The sequence below is a fragment of the Sphingomonadaceae bacterium OTU29LAMAA1 genome (genome assembly GCA_024072375.1).
In the GTDB taxonomy this organism is placed as follows: Bacteria; Pseudomonadota; Alphaproteobacteria; order Sphingomonadales; family Sphingomonadaceae; genus Sphingomonas.
Window position 1 is genome coordinate 188207 of record CP099617.1, and the last position, 14924, is coordinate 203130.

Consider the following 14924-nt stretch of genomic DNA (forward strand, 5'->3'; position numbering starts at 1 on the left):
AGAGGAGAGCGTTTTCCATGTCCCGCCGTATTCTGATCACCGGCGCCAGCGTCGCCGGCAACACCGCGGCATGGTGGCTGGGCCGCGCCGGGTTCGACGTAACGGTCGTGGAACGTACACCCGCCTTTCGCGACGGTGGTCAGAACGTCGACGTGCGCGGTGTCGGCCGCGATGTCATGCGGCGCATGGGGCTGGAGCAGGCGGCGCTGGATCGGGGAACCGGCGAGGAGGGGACGGCATGGGTCGAGGATGACGGCAGCGTGGCCGCACGGTTCCTGACGGCGGATCAGAAGACGGACGGACCGACCGCAGAGATGGAGATCCTGCGCGGCGATCTCGCCCGTCTGCTCTACGAACCTGCTGCCGACCAGGCGACCTATCGTTTCGGCGACAGCATCGCGGCGATCACTGAGGATGGCGAGGCGGCGCGTGTGACGTTCGCCAGTGGCAGGACCGACCGTTATGATGCGGTGATCATCGCCGAAGGGGTCGGTTCTGCGACACGCGATCTGATCTTTCCGGGCGAGAATGCGCCGCGCTGGATGGATTTGACGATCGCCTATTTCACGATCCCGCATGCGGCGACCGATGATCGGCTGTGGCGATGGTACAATGCACCAGGCGGGCGCAGCGTCTCGCTTCGCCCCGATCGTCATGGCACGACGCGGGCGATGCTGTCCGTGCAGCACCCCGCCGGCGGCGAACAGGATTGGGATGTCGACCGCCAGAAGGCGTGGCTGCGCGAACGGTTCGCCGATGCCGGCTGGCAGTCCGCGCGCGTGCTGGATGGCATGGATGCGACCGACGATTTCTATTTCGACGTGCTGCGGCAGGTGCGGATGCCGCACTGGTCGAAGGGCAGGGTGGTGCTGACCGGCGACGCGGCATGGTGCGCGACGCCGATCGCGGGCATCGGCACGACGCTGGCGATCACCGGCGCCTATGTGTTGGCGGCCGAACTGGCGCGGTGCGACGCTATCGCTGACGGGGTTGCTGCATACGAACGCGCGATGCGGCCGATGGTCGAGGAGGCGCAGGGTGTGCCGAAGATCGCGCCGCGGTTGATGAACCCGCAGAGCCGGACGGGCATTCGCCTGCTGCACACGGCGCTCGCGGTGTCCAGCCGGCCGGCGTTCCGGAGTGTCGCGGGCAAGGTGTTCGGCGGCAACTCAGCGGAGCCCGACCTGTCCCGTTATGACGGGGCAGGCGGCCCGGATCGCGCGCTCGTCGCGACGAGACAGGGCGCGCCGTCCTTGCCGGGCGGGCTGTCCCCGTTGCTGGCGGCGGGCGCGGTCGGCCTCGTGCTGGGTGCGAGCGCCATCGTCGGACGACGCAATGCGCCGGATCCGTCGCATCCTGATATCCGACGCTGGTATCGCCGCCTCGACAAGCCCGGGTTTACCCCACCCGATGCGGTGTTCGGGGCCGTGTGGCCGGTGTTGGAGGCCGGTCTGGCGGCCGGCGGTTATCGCCTGTTGCGACGGCCCTCCGGTACGGCGCGCAATGCCGCGGTAGGGCTATGGTTGCTGAACACCGCGATGGTGGGCGGCTGGACGCAATTGTTCTTCCGCGAGCAGCGACTGGGATCGAGTGCCGCGGCGTCGGGCGCGATGGTCGCGTCCAGTGCCGCCTATGTCGCGACCGCCGCGTGGGTGGATCGACCGGCGGCGGCGGCAGGGGTGCCGTTCTTCGCCTGGCTCGGCTTCGCGACACTGCTTGCGACCAAGATCTGGCACGACAATCCGGCGAAGCGGCGATGAGCGGCGTGACCGTCTGGCACGACGGAAATTGTCCGCTTTGCCGGCGCGAGATCGCGCTGATGCGGCGGCTCGACCGGGGCGGCAGGATCACGTTCGTCGATGCGACCGGGCCGGAGGTCTGCCCATCCGATCGCGCCGCATTGCTCGCACGGTTCCACGCGATGGAGGACGGCAGAATGCTGTCCGGCGCCGCAGCATTCGCGGCGATGTGGCGCGCCATTCCGTTGCTACGGCCGATCGGTCTGCTCGCGCGGTACAGGCCGGTGCTTCGTCTGCTGGAGCGCGCCTATTCCCGGTTTCTGATCGTCCGCCCGCGTCTGCAACGCTGGCTGCTCCGGCGCGAGGCACGCGCGTGAGGCCAAGACCCGATCCCGTCGCCCCCGGACAGGAGAGCGTCTGGCGTTATCCGCGTCCCGCTATCGCCCAGCCGGGTGGCCGGCATATCCGTATCGAGCATGGCGGGATCGTCGTGGCCGATACCAACGCCGCCGTGCGTACCATCGAGACGAGCCATCCGCCAAGCTGGTACATCCCGCCGGATGCGATCACGGCGGGCCTGCTCCGCGCGTCCTCGCGGCGATCGTTCTGCGAATGGAAAGGCGAGGCGCGCTACTGGCATCTGGATATCGACGGGCAGACGCTCCGCGATGTCGGGTGGAGCTATGCCGACCCGACGCCTCCCTTCGCCATCCTGCGCGATCACGTGGCATTCTATGCGGGTCCGTTCGACAGCTGCACCGTGGACGGCGAACGGGTTCGGCCGCAGCCCGGCGGCTTTTATGGCGGATGGATCACGTCCGATCTCGCCGGTCCGTTCAAGGGGGTAACCGGCAGCATGGGCTGGTGATCGCCCCGAACAGCCTTACTCCGTCGTATCGAATGGACGATCGATCGTTCGCTGTGGCTCGGTGAACCAGGCAGCGCCGGTTTCCGTGACGTGGAAATGGTCTTCGAGGCGAACGCCGTAGCGATCGGGAACGACGATCATCGGTTCGTTCGAGAAGCACATGCCGGGGCGCAGGACGGTTTTGTCGCCGCGCACCAGATAGGCGGGCTCGTGGATGGCCAGCCCGATACCATGGCCGGTGCGATGCGGCAGGCCGGGAAGCCGGTATCCCGGCCCCAGCCCCGCCCTTTCGAGCACCTGTCGGGCCGCGGCATCGATCCGTTCGCAGGTTTCGCCCGGGCGGACCGCCGCGAATGCTGCGGCCTGCGCCTCGTGCTCGAGGTTCCAGGTGGCGCGGATGGAGTCGTCGACCCGCCCGAAGGCGTAGGTGCGGGTAATATCGGAATGATAGCCGTCGACGAGGCAGCCCGTGTCGACCAGAACGAGCTGATCCTCCTCGAGCGACTGATCGCCGGGCAGCCCATGGGGGAAGGCGGTCGCGCGACCGAACTGCACCGCGCAGAACGTCGATCCGGCGGCGCCGAGCGCGCGGTGGGCATCGTCGATGAAACGCCGGACGGTACTGGCGCGGATGCCGGGCGTCAGGATGCGCGCGGCGCGGCGCTGCACCTCGATCGTCATCGCCTTGGCTTGCTGCATCAGCGCCAGTTCGGCGGGCGATTTGATCATGCGCAGTCCGTCGATCACCGGACCCCCATCGACGACGTTGCGGTTCATGCGCAGTCGCTCGGCCATCGCGAACGGCAGCAGCGGATCGAGGGCCAGTGTCGCACCGGGCGCCGTGGCATCGCGCACCAATGCGGCGGGATCGTCATCCTCCTGCCACAAGCGGATGTCGGCTGCGATGACCAGTTCGGCCTCCAGCGAGCCGATCTCGAACGCGGGGCAGATCATGATCGGTTCGCCGGACACGGGCAGCAGCAGGGCGACCAGCCGTTCGGTCGGCGACCATGTGATGCCGGTGAAATAGCGCAGGCTGGGACCCGCGCTCACCAGCAGCGCGTCGATGCCGATCGCCGCCATCGCCTGGCGCGCCGATGCCAGCCGGGCCTGCCGTTCGGCGGCACCGACAGGCTGCGCGCGATGCGGCCAGTGCGCGAGCGAGGCGAGTTCACGTTCGATGGTCGATCCGCCGACGGTCATGACATTGCTCCTTTGCGTGTCGATCGTTCAGGCACGAGTATTTGCGCGATCCATACGTCGTCCTCCCGATCCTTGTATGACGAGGTACAATATCGTATACGATATTACAGCGGCAATGACAGGATATGACGATATGGCGATCGACTGGAACGGTGTATTTCCCGCGGTGACCACGCAGATCCGCGAGGATATGTCGATCGATCTGGCCGATACGCAGCGTGTCGTGGACGATCTGGTGCGCGACGGCGTCACCGGCGTGATCGCGCTCGGAACCGTCGGCGAGAACAACTCGATGGAGCGCGACGAGAAGATCGCAGTGCTGACGGCGATCGTCGAGGTGGTGGATGGCCGCGTGCCGGTCATCACCGGCGTATCCGAATTCGATACCCGCCGCGCCGTCCGTTACGCGCAGGCGGCGGAGAAGGCGGGCGCCGATGGCCTGATGCTGTTGCCACCGATGGTCTACGTTCCCAAGGCGCAGGAACTCGTCGCGCATTTCAAGGGCGTCGCGAACGGCGTCGGCCTGCCGATCATGCTCTACAACAATCCGCCCGCCTATCGAACCGTGATCGATCGGGAGGTGCTGGAGGCGCTGATCGAGGTCGATAACATCGTCGCGGTGAAGGAGTCCGCGCCGGACACCCGTCGCTTCACCGATATTCGCAATGCGTTCGGTGATCGCTACGTGCTGTTCGCCGGCCTCGACGATGTCGCGCTGGAAGGATTGTATCTCGGCGCGAAGGGTTGGGTGTCGGGGCTGACCAACGCATTTCCGCGGGAGTCGGTCGAACTCGTCGCAGCCTTCCAGCGCGGCGATCATGCCAAAGCCATGGACATCTATCGCTGGTTCATGCCGCTGCTTCACCTCGATGCGGAACACGATCTGGTCCAGTCGATCAAGCTGGCCGAGCAGGTGATGGGTCGCGGGTCCGAACGGGTCCTGCCGCCGCGTTATCCGCTGACGGGCGCGCGCCGGGCGGAAGTGATCGCCATGGTGGAACAGGCGGCGGCGACGCGACCGAAGCTCGGCGATACCGGCGCGCAAGACAAAGCGGCGTAGCACGCCATGCGGCACACCTTCTTCTGCATCGATGGCCATACCGCCGGCAACCCGGTCCGGCTGGTCGCTGGCGGCGCGCCGCTGCTGAAGGGCGCATCCATGTCGGAGCGGCGGCAGGACTTCCTCGCCCGCTTCGACTGGATCAGGACCGGATTGTGCTTCGAACCGCGCGGCCACGACATGATGTCGGGCGGGTTCCTCTATCCGCCCACCCGGGCCGACACCGATTGCGGCATCCTGTTCATCGAGACGAGCGGGTGCCTGCCGATGTGCGGTCACGGTACGATCGGCATGGTGACGTTCGGGCTGGAGCATGGGCTGATCCAGCCGGCGACGCCCGGCCGCCTGCGGATCGAGGTTCCTGCGGGTGTGATCGATATCGCGTATGACAGCGATGGCGGCCGGGTTACCGCGGTGCGGATCACCAACGTGCCGGCCTATGTCGCGGCCACGGGGATCGCGATCGATGTCGAAGGGATCGGCCCGCTGACGATCGATGTCGCCTATGGCGGCAACTACTATGCGATCGTCGAACCGCAGGGCGGCTACGTCGGCCTCGACATGCTGGGTGCCGCGCGGATCGTGGAGCTCAGCGGCCGCATCCGCGCCGCCGTCCGTGCCGTCTTCGAACCGGTGCACCCGCTCGATCCGACGATCCGCGGCGTCAGTCACGTTCTGTGGGCCGATCGCCCGGCAAGCGATGGGGCGGACGGCCGCAATGCCGTATTCTACGGCGACAAGGCGATCGATCGCAGCCCGTGCGGCACCGGTACTTCGGCCCGGCTCGCGCATCTCGCGGCGCAAGGACGATTGCGGATCGGCGACCGCTTCGTCCATGAAAGCTATATCGGCAGCCGCTTCATCGGCCGGGTCGAGGCTGCCACCACGGTCGGCGAGCACCTAGCGATCATCCCGTCGATCGAGGGTACGGCGATCGCGACCGGTTTCAACACGATCTGGATTGATCGCGGCGACCCGTTCTGGGAAGGCTTTCAGGTCAAGTGATCCGTTCGCCGGCGCTGGTCGGGCAGCAACGGGATTGCAGGAGAGCCAGCGCGTGAGCAGCATCGTCGTACGCACATTGTCGGAACAGGTGTTCGAGGTGGTGCGCGAGCAGATCGTGATCGGTCGGTTGGCGACGAACACGCCGATCCGGCAGGATGCGCTTGCCGCACAGCTGGGCGTCAGCAAGATCCCGCTGCGCGAGGCGCTGGCCCGCCTGGAGCAGGAGGGATTGCTCGTCAGCCATGCCAATCGCGGCTATTTCGTCCGGCCGATGTCGGCCGGGGAGGCGGACGAAATCTATGCGCTGCGGCTGAATATAGAGCCGGCCGCGGCGGCCCATGCCGCGCGCGTCGCAGACGAGGGCGCGCGGGCCGAGGCTCTTCATGCATTCGAGCGGCTGGATGAGGCGGCAGGTACCAATCTGGCCGAAGTGGCCAAGCGGAACCGCGATTTCCACACCGCGCTGGTGCGACCGGGGGGCAGGTTGCTGACGACGCATATGGTCGAGCGGCTATCGATCCTCGCCGAACGGTACGTCGTCGCGCACCTGCAGCCCGCGGGTCGGGAATCGCGGGCGCATCAGGAACATCGCGCGCTGCTGGACGGATGGCTTGCCCGGGACGAGGCGGCGCTGGAAAGCCTGCTGGCGCAGCATATCCAGGCGACTCGTGACGATTTGAAGGAGCAATTCGCCGCGGGTGACGTGACGGGCGCCGAAAACGGAGGCGCGGCCACGTCTGCTTAACCGGGCAGTGCGATATGCCGCACCGTCGAACTGATGCGGGCGGACATCCCGCAGTATCGCGATCGAAGGAGTGCGGATGCCGAAGACGTTGGTGACTGGTGCGGCAGGCTTCATCGGCATGCATGTCGCGGAGGCGTTGCTGGCGCGGGGCGGCGAAGTGGTCGGGATCGATTCGCTCAATGCGTATTACGACGTTGCGCTGAAGCACGACCGGCTGGCCGGCCTGCACGCTCGTCATGGCGACCGGTTCGTCTTTCATCACGTCGATTTCGCCGACGCCGAAGCGCTGAAGACGACCCTCGCCGTGCACGACTTCGACCGGATCATACATCTCGGCGCACAGGCGGGGGTGCGGTATTCGATCGAGCATCCCGAGGTCTACGGACAGTCGAACCTGATCGGCCACCTCAACATCCTCGAACTCGCCCGTCATCGCGCGGTGAAGCACTGCGTCTATGCCTCGTCCTCCTCGGTGTACGGCGGCAACACGTCGGTTCCGTTCCGCGTCGAGGATCGCGTCGACCGGCCCGTGTCGCTGTATGCCGCGACGAAGCGTGCGAACGAGATCATGAGCGAAAGCTATGCGCACCTTTATCGCATCCCATTGACCGGCCTGCGGTTCTTCACGGTTTACGGTCCGTGGGGACGGCCCGATATGATGATCTGGATCTTCACCAAGGCGATGTTCGCGGGTGAATCGATCCCGGTGTTCAACGACGGCAGGATGGAGCGCGACTTCACCTTCATCGACGACATCGTCGCAGGCGTTCTCGCCGTGCATGACAATCCGCCGCCCGACGACGGGCGGGAGAAAGCGGGCGGCAGTATGGCGACCCACCGGCTCTACAATATCGGTAACAACCGGTCGGAACCGCTGGGACGGATGATCGAGTTGCTGGAGGCGGCGACCGGTCGGTCGGCGATACGCCGCAACCTGCCGATCCAGCCGGGTGACGTGGTGCGGACGGCGGCGGATATCGATGCCATCGCCGGAGATCTGGGCTATCGACCGACGACCTCGATCGATGTGGGCGTGCCGAAGTTCGTCGACTGGTACCGGGGATATCACGGGGTTTGATTACCCGGGGGCGGAGCGCTTCCGCCCCCAGGCGCAACCTTGAGGACGCGTCGCCGCCCGAGCGATGACGCGTCTCCTCATCCCCTGAAAGGATGAAGGGCAGGGCCTATTTCTCCGCCGTTACCGTCGCCTTCGGCTTGACGTACCGGTCCAGCCAGTCCGTCATCTGCCACAACGTTTCTTCGGTCGATTCCAGTGCGCGATAGCCATGCGGTTCGTTGGGGAGCACCACGTACCGAACGGTTGCGCCATTGCCCTTCAGCGCCGCGTACATTCGTTCCGACTGGATCGGGAACGTGCCGCTATTGTCGTCTGCGCCGCCGTGGATCAGCAGGATCGGTGCCTTGATCCGGTCGGCGTAGGTGAAGGGGCTCATCTCGGTATAGGTCGGCGTCGCCTGCCAATAGGTGCGCTGTTCCGCCTGGAAGCCGAACGGCGTCAGCGTGCGGTTATAGGCGCCCGATCGCGCGATGCCGGCGCGGAACAGGTTGGTGTGGGCGAGCAGGTTTGCGGTCATGAAGGCGCCGTAGCTGTGACCGCCGACCGCCATCCGGCCCTTGTCCCCGACGCCGAGCTTCACCACCGCATCGACCGCGGCCTGCGCATCCTGCTGAAGCTGCTTGACGTAGGTGTCGTTCGCCTCCGCACCGCCTTCGCCGATGATCGGCATCGCCGGATTGTCGAGGACCGCATAGCCCTGCGTCAGCAGGAACAGGTGGCTGATGCCCCGCGGACGGACGAAGCGGTTGCCCTGATCCACCGTCTGCCCGGCGACCTTCGCATCGGTGAATTCGGCGGGATAGGCCCAGAGCAGCGTTGGCAGCGGCCCATCGCGCTTCACGTCATATCCGGCGGGGGTGTAGAGCGATGCGGACAGCGGCAGGCCGTCGGCACGATTGTAGGTGATCGTCCGCTGGGTGACGCCCGCGAACACCGGTGCGGGATCGGCGAAGGCGGTAACGGCCCTGGCGCTGCCGCCCTTCACCGTGCGGATCATGTAATTGGGTGCGAGCTTCGCGCTTTCCCGGCGCGTCAGGATACGCTGCGCCTTGTCGTCGAGCAGGGCGACGACCGTCTCGTAATACGGCGCCTTGGCGGTCCACAGTCGCTTTGCCTCCCCGCCCGCGAGCGGCATCGTCGCCAGAAACGGAAAGGCGCCCGCCTTGGTCGCGCCGTCGCCGGTCATGTAGACGCCATCATGCGCAGGGGTGAAGCGCATGACGGGCTTGCCCGCCGCATTGTCTTCCAGCATCGGGAAGCCCGGATCGCCGTATTGATCCTGATAATTGCGGGTGAGCAGCGGGCGTGTCTGGCCCGGCTTCGCAGGCGAGACCGCGAGGCGATGCTCGGTCCGGCTGCGCCATTCACGGTCGATCACCAGGGCGAAGCCGTCGTCGCCCCACATCGTCGTCCCATAGCGGGCAGGCGTCATCGCGAGTTCGACGGGTTCGGCGGTGAAGGGCGCTGCCTGCATCATCACCTTGTCGTGGAAGGCGATCTTCGCACGCGGATTGCCGCCGTCGAGCGCCTCCGCCCAGACGAGCGTCGCAGGCGCGTCGGACCGCCATTCCGCTTCGCGTGGTCCTTTCACGGTCGCATCGAAATCGACCGGCAGATCGTCGGCGACCGGGCGATCGACCAGGGTCTTCACCGGCTGTCCGTCGATGGTGGCGACGGCGATCTCGGTCGGGAAATAGCTGGCCGGCAGCAGATAGGAATAGGGGCGTTTCAGCCGCTCCGTCAGCAGATAGCGGCCATCGGGCGACACGCTGAAGTCGGTAATGAGACCCGGCGTCCCGATCGGTGTCGCGGTACCGTCGATGGCGATGCGGGTGAGCTGCCCGGTGAAATAATGGTCGAACAGGGCCTCGTCATGCGCATCGCCCAGCAGGTCTTCATAGGTGCGTGCGGCGGACGTGCGGCCGGCACTTTCCTGAACGACCGGACCGGTCGGCGTACTGCTGGCGGCGGGCGCCGCTCCGCGGTTGGCGGGCACGGTATAGGCGATCAGCGCCTTGCTGTCGGGTGTCCATTCGAACGGCGTTCCGAACGTGCCGTTCAGCCGGCCGGCGATCTTGCGGGCGTTGCCGTCGCGGGTGGCGATCCACAGCGACAGGCCGTCCGCCTCCTGCGCGTAAAACGCGATATGGCTGCCGTCGGGCGACCAGTCCGGCGCAGCGAAGCGCAATGCGGCGGGCAGGGAGACGGCGACCGTCTTGCCGCTCGCGACATCCTTGAAGCTCAACGCATTCAGCCATTGCACGCGCACCTCGGCCTGACCGTTGGTGGCGGGGTCGATGCGATAGCCGCCGAGGCGCAGGATCGGTTTCGACAGGTTCGCGATCGACGGCAGGTTCTCGCGACCGAGGATCGCAAGGGTCTTGTGATCGGGGCTGACCGCAACCCCCGGGGTCGGCGGCGTTTCCAATGTCCGGGCGATCGCATCGGGCGCACGGTGATAGGCGGGGCCTGGCGTCTGCGCCGCAGCGGTCGTGGTGAAGAGGAGAGCGATCAGACAGGTACCGGCGCGCATTCGTAACCCCTTGTTCTGGTTTACGGTGGTGTGTGCCATGCAGCGGACGCGGGCGCTAGGCGGGTTTCCGGCGATCTCACTCCGCGCCGAGAGCCCAGGGCGCCTTGGCCAGCGTCTTTGCCAGATGATCGATCACCACCTGTACGCGTAAAGGGCGCAGCGGGCTGGGCGGGGTGATGAGGTGCAGGCCCAGCGCTGGCACGGTCCAGTCCGGCATCGCCACCTCCAGCCGCCGGTCGCGGATCTCGCGCCAGACGAGAAATTCAGGCTGCAACGCCATGCCTTGCCCGGCCAGCAGCGCCGGATTGAGCATATCGGCGTTGTCGGTCCAGATGCGCACCGGCGGTTCAACCGTCTCCTCGCCGAACTGTGGATGATGAAACCGCCACAGTCCCCGCGTCGCGCCGCCGGTATAGGCCAGCGCATGATGATCGCGCAGTTGTGCCGGATGCGTCGGCCGGCCGTGGGCGTCGAGGTATCCGGGCGACGCGACCAGCAGGATGCGGACGGTACACAGCCGCCGCGCGAGCAACGAACTGTCCTCCAGCGCCGCGATCCGCAGCGCGAGGTCGAACCCCTCCGCAACCAGATCGACGCGCCTGTCGCTCAGGGCGAAGTCCAGCGTCACCTCGGGATATGCCGTCAGGAACGCCGGCAGGGTCGCACCGACATAGGCGGTGCCGAACGACAGCGGCGCGCTGATCCGCACCAGGCCGCGGGCGACATCGGACTGTTCGGCCGCAGCATCCTCCAGCGCCTCGCCTGCGTGCAATATGCCGGCCGCGCGCTGCAGCATGGTGCGACCCGCCTCGGTCAGCGACAGGCGTCGTGACGTGCGTGACAGCAGGGCGAGGCCCAGCCGCGCCTCCAGCCGGGCGATCGCTTTCGACACCGTCGGGTTGGACAAGCCGAGCGCCTGCGCCGCACCGGCGAAGGAGCCGCGTTCGGCGACCTTGGCGAAGATCGCCCAGGCTTCGAGATCGGGGAGGCGACGTGTCATTTCCGGCAATGATGTGATGCCATCATTGCTATTTCGTCAAGTCGCGGTCGCGACCATCTTGTGGGCAACAGACAACGGAGACAGACCATGATCGAACGTCGCCCCTTCGCCACCCTCGGCGGTGCCAACCACGGCTGGCTCGATGCCAAGCATCATTTCTCGTTCGCCAATTACTACGATCCCTCGCGGATGGGCTGGGGCCCGATCCGCGTGTGGAACGACGACCGGATCGCCGCCGGAACCGGCTTTCCGCCGCACCCGCATGCCGACATGGAGATCATCACCTACGTCCGCACCGGCGCGATCACGCATCAGGACAGCCTTGGAAACATGGGCCGCACCGAGGCGGGGGACGTGCAGGTGATGAGCGCCGGATCGGGCGTGCGTCACTCGGAATACAATCGCGAAACGGAGGAAACCACGATCTTCCAGATCTGGATCGAACCCAAGACGCGGGGCGCCGCACCTTCGTGGGGTGCCAAGCCTTTTCCCAAGGGCGAACGCTCGGGCAAGTTCGTGACGTTGGCGAGCGGGTTCGACGATGACGGCGATGCACTGCCGATCCGTACCGACGCCCGTATCGTCGGCGCGACGATCAAGGCGGGGGAAACGGCGGAATATACGCTGGGCGCGGGGCATCACGCCTATCTGGTTCCCGCCACCGGCAAGATCGAGATCAACGGCGTCGCCATTGACGCCCGCGACGGTGCCGCGATCCGGGACGAGAGCGTCATCCGCGTTACCGCGACGGAAGATGCCGAGATCGTCCTGGTCGACGCCGCCTGAACGATCGATAGGATAGCGGATCGTGCTCCTGCCCCCGCCGGGCAGGAGCAGTGACGGCGAAAGGGCTTCGGATGAGTGACAAGATCCTGATCTTCTACGGATCCTACCGGTCCGATCGTCAGGGTATCCGCTTGGCCGATTATCTCGTGCGACAGTTCACCGCGCGCGGTGCGCAGGCCGAACTGATCGATGCGAAGGCGCTCGACCTGCCGATGCTCGACAGGATGTATAAGGAATATCCGGAAGGAGCGGCGCCGCCCGCGCTGGAAGCGCTTGCCGACAAGATCAAGGCGGCCGATGCGTTCGTGTTCGTTGCGGGCGAATACAACTGGAGCGTTCAGCCCGGTCTCAAGAACCTGACCGACCATTTCCTCGAGGAATGGTATTGGCGGCCCGCCGCGATCGCCAGTTACTCCGCAGGTCGCTTCGCCGGTGCGCGGGCCGGGCTGGCATGGCACGGTATCCTGTCAGAGATGGGAATGGTCGTGGTGTCGAGCACGCTGGCGGTCGGCGGCATCGGCAAGACGCTATCCGTCGAGGGCGAACCCATAGGCGACGGCGGGGCGAGTCTGGCCAAGGCGTTTCCCCGCTTCGCCGACGATCTGGCGTGGTGGACGGAGGCGGCGCGAGCGCAACGCGAGCGCAAGGCGCCACCATATTGACGATCGCGCTGCCGCGACGTTGCCGTCACTCCGGATGGGTTCCGGCGGGCACCCGCTGCTGAAGGACGCACTTTTCGGAGGGATCGCAGATTGCAGCCGGACGGGCCGGCGTATGGGACGCTATCGGGCAGCTTTCTGCATCTTGCGAAAGCGGTGAAGCAGCGGTTCGGTATAGCCGTTCGGCTGCGCTATCCCGTCGAACACCAGTGCACGGGCCGCCCGATAGGCGAGGCTATCGCCCACCCGCCCGCCCATCGGTCGATATTGCGGATCGCCGGCGTTCTGCGCATCGACCTTTATCGCCATGCGCGCGAAGGCGGCATCGACCTCCGCCTCCGTCGCGACGCCATGCAGCAGCCAGTTGGCGATATGTTGCGACGAGATACGCAGCGTCGCGCGATCTTCCATCAGGCCGACGTCATGCATGTCCGGCACCTTCGAACAGCCGATCCCCTGGTCGATCCAGCGGACCACATAGCCGAGGATGCCCTGCGCATTATTATCGAGTTCCGCACGCACCTCGTCCGTCGACCAGTTCCGTCCGGCCTCTGCAACGGGCATGGTCAGCAACGCGGCGAGCGGCGCAACCGGCTCCCTGCTCCGCTCGCGCTGGCGGTCGAACACATCGACGCGGTGATAATGCGTCGCGTGCAGCGTAGCGGCGGTGGGCGAGGGGACCCAGGCGGTGTTCGCGCCCATCTTCGGATGGCCGATCTTCTGGTCGAGCATATCCGCCATCCGGTCGGGTGCGGCCCACATGCCCTTGCCGATCTGCGCGCGCCCGGACAGGCCGCACGCGAGACCGATCTGGACGTTGCGGTTTTCATAGGCTGCGATCCAGCCGGACGTCTTCATCTCGCCCTTCGGGATCATCGGGCCGGCGTGCATCGATGTGTGCATCTCGTCGCCGGTACGGTCGAGAAAGCCGGTGTTGATGAACACCAGCCGGTGGCGGACGGCATGGATACAGGCGGCGAGGTTGGCCGAGGTGCGGCGTTCCTCGTCCATCAGCCCGACCTTGATCGTGTAGCGCGGCAAGCCCAGCAGATCCTCGACTGCGTCGAACAGGCGGTCGGTGAAAGCGGCTTCGTCCGGCCCATGCATCTTGGGCTTGACGATGTAGATCGATCCCGTCCGGCTGTTATGTCCGTCGTCGTGCAGCGCGATCAGCGACGTGACGATCGCGTCGAGGATACCCTCCGGCGCCTCGCTGCCATCGGGCAGGCGGATCGCGGGGTTGGTCATCAGATGGCCGACGTTGCGTACGAACAAAAGGCTGCGACCCGGCAGCGTCAGCGTCGTTCCGTCGGGCGCAGTGTAGCGGCGATCCGCCGCCAGTGTCCGCGTCACGGTTTCGCCGCCTTTGGCGAAGCTGGCAGTCAGGTCGCCGCGCATCAGCCCCAGCCAATTGTCGTAGGCCGCAACCTTGTCCTGCGCATCCACCGCCGCGATCGAATCCTCCAGATCGCAGATCGCGGTCAGCGCGGATTCCAGCACGACGTCGGCGATGCCGGCGGGATCGGTGCGACCTATCGGATGACTGCGATCGATCACGAGCTCGATATGCAATCCGTTGTGGCGAAGGAGCAGCGTTTCGCCATCGCGGCCGACCAGTTGCGACGGATCGCCGAGGTCGGGCGTGCCGCCGGTCCAGTCGGTCCAGCTACCGTTCGACAGTGGCGCGACGTCGTCGAGAAACGCCTTGGCCCAGGCGATCACCTGCGCCCCCCGCCCGGGATCGTATCCGCCTCGCGTCGCGCTACCGGGCAAGGCATCGGTGCCATACAGCGCGTCGTACAGGCTGCCCCAGCGCGCGTTGGCGGCGTTGAGCAGGAAGCGGGCGTTCAGGATCGGGACGACGAGCTGCGGCCCGGCCATCGTCGCGATTTCGGCGTCGACATTGGCGGGATCGACCGCAAAAGGCGCAGGATCGGGGACGAGGTAGCCGATCTGCGTGAGAAACGACTGGTAAGCGTCTGCTTCGAAAGGATTGTCTCGATGCCATGCATCGATCGCGGCCTGTAGCCGGTCGCGTTCGGCAAGCAGGCTGTGGTTGTCGGGCACGAACCGGTCGAGGATCGCCGCGACGCCGCACCAGAATGCGTCGGCATCGATACCGGTGCCGGGCAGGGCGCGCTCTTCGATGAAGGTGATGAATGCGGGAGCGATGTCGAGGCCGGCGCGGTCCATGGGTCGATGTCCTTTGCGATCGCATCGTTCATAGACGCCGCACCATCCCCGCTCT

The 14924-nt window shown here is 66.3% G+C and carries 13 protein-coding genes; 9 read left to right on the forward strand and 4 right to left on the reverse strand.

Annotated elements, in window-relative coordinates:
* Positions 1–17: 17 nt before the first annotated feature.
* The 3 genes from NF699_01270 to NF699_01280 are packed head-to-tail and all read left to right on the forward strand — an operon-like array spanning position 18 to position 2607.
* Positions 18–1760 carry a tryptophan-rich sensory protein gene (locus NF699_01270; GenBank protein ID USU05362.1) on the forward strand — a complete coding sequence of 581 codons (1743 nt, stop codon included), beginning with the start codon at positions 18–20 and terminating at the stop codon, positions 1758–1760.
* Positions 1757–2116, forward strand: coding sequence for a DUF393 domain-containing protein (locus NF699_01275; GenBank protein ID USU05363.1), 360 nt, complete (start codon positions 1757–1759; stop codon positions 2114–2116). The genes NF699_01270 and NF699_01275 overlap by 4 nt, the downstream gene beginning before the upstream one ends.
* Positions 2113–2607: a DUF427 domain-containing protein gene (locus tag NF699_01280; protein USU05364.1), complete on the forward strand. Its 495-nt coding sequence runs from the start codon at positions 2113–2115 to the stop codon at positions 2605–2607. The genes NF699_01275 and NF699_01280 overlap by 4 nt, the downstream gene beginning before the upstream one ends.
* Before the next feature lie 15 nt (positions 2608–2622).
* On the opposite strand, the gene NF699_01285 is transcribed toward NF699_01280, so the two are convergent.
* Positions 2623–3810, reverse strand: coding sequence for a Xaa-Pro peptidase family protein (locus NF699_01285; protein USU05365.1), 1188 nt, complete (start codon positions 3808–3810; stop codon positions 2623–2625).
* Positions 3811–3943: 133 nt separating this feature from the next.
* On the opposite strand from NF699_01285, the gene NF699_01290 reads away from it, so the two are divergent.
* The 4 genes from NF699_01290 (at position 3944) to NF699_01305 (ending at position 7698) form a co-directional block, all read left to right on the forward strand.
* Positions 3944–4870 carry a dihydrodipicolinate synthase family protein gene (locus NF699_01290; GenBank protein USU06954.1) on the forward strand — a complete coding sequence of 309 codons (927 nt, stop codon included), beginning with the start codon at positions 3944–3946 and terminating at the stop codon, positions 4868–4870.
* 6 nt (positions 4871–4876) lie between these two features.
* A complete protein-coding gene (locus NF699_01295; GenBank protein USU05366.1) occupies positions 4877–5875 on the forward strand; it encodes a 4-hydroxyproline epimerase in 999 nt (332 codons plus the stop codon).
* 52 nt (positions 5876–5927) lie between these two features.
* Entirely contained in the window at positions 5928–6620 is a 693-nt protein-coding gene (locus NF699_01300) for a GntR family transcriptional regulator (GenBank protein ID USU05367.1), read from the forward strand.
* Between the two features lie 76 nt (positions 6621–6696).
* Entirely contained in the window at positions 6697–7698 is a 1002-nt protein-coding gene (locus NF699_01305; protein USU05368.1) for a GDP-mannose 4,6-dehydratase, read from the forward strand.
* Between the two features lie 106 nt (positions 7699–7804).
* On the opposite strand, the gene NF699_01310 is transcribed toward NF699_01305, so the two are convergent.
* Both NF699_01310 and NF699_01315 read right to left on the reverse strand, forming a co-directional pair.
* Entirely contained in the window at positions 7805–10270 is a 2466-nt protein-coding gene (locus NF699_01310; protein ID USU05369.1) for a prolyl oligopeptidase family serine peptidase, read from the reverse strand.
* A gap of 37 nt (positions 10271–10307) precedes the next feature.
* Positions 10308–11231 (reverse strand): LysR family transcriptional regulator, encoded by a 924-nt coding sequence (locus tag NF699_01315; protein ID USU05370.1) that lies wholly within the window; start codon positions 11229–11231, stop codon positions 10308–10310.
* Positions 11232–11318: 87 nt separating this feature from the next.
* Here NF699_01315 and NF699_01320 point away from each other — a divergent pair, with 87 nt between their 5' ends.
* Both NF699_01320 and NF699_01325 read left to right on the forward strand, forming a co-directional pair.
* On the forward strand, positions 11319–12017 hold the full coding sequence (locus NF699_01320) for a pirin family protein (GenBank protein ID USU05371.1): 699 nt from the start codon (positions 11319–11321) through the stop codon (positions 12015–12017).
* Positions 12018–12088: 71 nt separating this feature from the next.
* Positions 12089–12679 carry an NAD(P)H-dependent oxidoreductase gene (locus tag NF699_01325; GenBank protein USU05372.1) on the forward strand — a complete coding sequence of 197 codons (591 nt, stop codon included), beginning with the start codon at positions 12089–12091 and terminating at the stop codon, positions 12677–12679.
* 120 nt (positions 12680–12799) lie between these two features.
* On the opposite strand, the gene NF699_01330 is transcribed toward NF699_01325, so the two are convergent.
* Positions 12800–14869: a malate synthase G gene (locus NF699_01330; protein USU05373.1), complete on the reverse strand. Its 2070-nt coding sequence runs from the start codon at positions 14867–14869 to the stop codon at positions 12800–12802.
* Positions 14870–14924: the final 55 nt, after the last annotated feature.